Genomic DNA, 1,618 nt, shown 5'->3' on the forward strand with positions numbered 1-1,618 from the left:
TTCGTTGGCAATCTCAATGACGACGTCGCCGCTCTGTTCCACGATATAGATATCGTCGCCAGCGCCGCCAAGCATGGTGTCGTTGCCCAGGCCACCAGCCAAGATATCGGCATCTGCTGTGCCAACAATGCGGTCATTACCGCTGCTGAACAGACCCTTCTGTACTTCCGCCAGCGAATGTATGCCGTCGTCAAAGCTGAAGCTCTCAACGTTGCGTACCGTGAGCGAGATCCCCCGCGCCTCACTCACCAGCTGCGTGTCCGCAGGGTTCAGGCGAGCGATATGGTAATCAGACAGGCTGCCAGCCAACCGAACGACATCATTACCGCTCCCTCCATCTACCGTGTCGTTGCCGGTGCCAGCAGCCAGGCTATCGCTGCCATCGCCGCCAAGCAAGCTGTCGTTGCCACTGCCGCCTATCAAAGTGTCGTTGCCAGCTCCGCCTTCAAGCTTATTTCCAGCAGTTGCGACACCCTCAATGCAATTGTCAAGCGAGTTTCCTTTACCGGTAAATGAAACGCTTCCGGTAGCGACCAGATTCACCTCATTATTGCCAAGAGTGTAGCTCGCCAGGTTAGTGCTCACAGAAATAGCACTAAAGCTCGAAAGAGGCCCCATTAAAAAATCAGCGACACGCACTTGGTTAAACGGCATGGACACGTAGAAACGCACAGCGCTTTCGTCAACTGCACTATTRGATACTTCATCATTACCGATTAGCCCAACGGACACATCGAAGGTACTAACATTTCTGAAAGCTCGTCTTAAGCTCATTGGGGCTCCGGGTTGCAAGGCGATGGGGAGGGCTGCGCTCTCCAGCTCCTCAGATGCAAAGAGAATCTAGAGCCAATCGGCAAGCCGAGACTCTCACTCGAACTATGTATTTAACGCTCTTGCGTCAAGTCTTCCGCGTTGGCCCGTGAACCGAGCAGATACTTCAGGTCACTGATAGGGGCGCCAGACACTTCATTCATCCTGATAAGGGTCTCCGCGCTGATACCAATTCTTCCATGTCGTATCTTGCTCACAGTAGAGGCCTTGATTTTCAGAGTACGTGCTAACGCGGCATCATTTTTTAGCCTCAGAATCTCTTTCATCGCATCCAAAAGACGGCATGGATCGTAGTCCAAAGGCTCGGCCTTAACGATCTTTTCAGTGGCCACTTTGTCATAGCGCATTTCCTACTACCTTTCTCAAAGTTCGGAGGACCTAACAGTCCATGTACGTTAAGGGTTGAGACTGGCAGTTCGAGCTAAGCCAGCGGTTTGTTCAACGATGAAGAAAACAGCCGTTGCTCTGTCTTGCTCTACTTCATTCATCAATGGTGCCTGCAATCCAATTTATGCTTGCAACGCATACGCTCAGCTCATACCAGGAACACGAAGGCAATTCCGCCCTTGAAGGCTTTGAATCTCCTGCACATGTCTTGGTCTGCAATGATTGTGAATTTTATTTCCTCAGTGAAACAGACAATCTTCGCGCGGTTACTGCCATAACGCGCCGGCTTAGTGCTTCCTGTACATCGCTCGGATGTCAGCAATGGACAGCAACACATTTCACAGGCAATGGCGGTAATTCGGACAAATCTGTCTCGACGACAAATCTCACAGATCTATGC

The 1,618-nt window shown here is 51.2% G+C and carries 2 protein-coding genes and 1 pseudogene; 1 reads left to right on the forward strand and 2 read right to left on the reverse strand.

The features are described from left to right. Positions 1 to 774: pseudogene (locus AB4Z11_RS31100) on the reverse strand (hypothetical protein); the annotation flags it as partial. A 110-nt stretch (positions 775 to 884) separates the two neighbouring features. Next, positions 885 to 1,178: a helix-turn-helix domain-containing protein gene (locus AB4Z11_RS31105; RefSeq protein WP_442029952.1), complete on the reverse strand. Its 294-nt coding sequence runs from the start codon at positions 1,176 to 1,178 to the stop codon at positions 885 to 887. A gap of 143 nt (positions 1,179 to 1,321) precedes the next feature. Here AB4Z11_RS31105 and AB4Z11_RS31110 point away from each other — a divergent pair. Continuing rightward, on the forward strand, positions 1,322 to 1,618 hold a 297-nt coding region (locus AB4Z11_RS31110), incomplete at its 3' end, for a hypothetical protein (protein ID WP_442029954.1).

The organism is Pseudoduganella sp. RAF53_2 (assembly GCF_052113985.1).
In the GTDB taxonomy this organism is placed as follows: Bacteria; Pseudomonadota; Gammaproteobacteria; order Burkholderiales; family Burkholderiaceae_D; genus Rugamonas.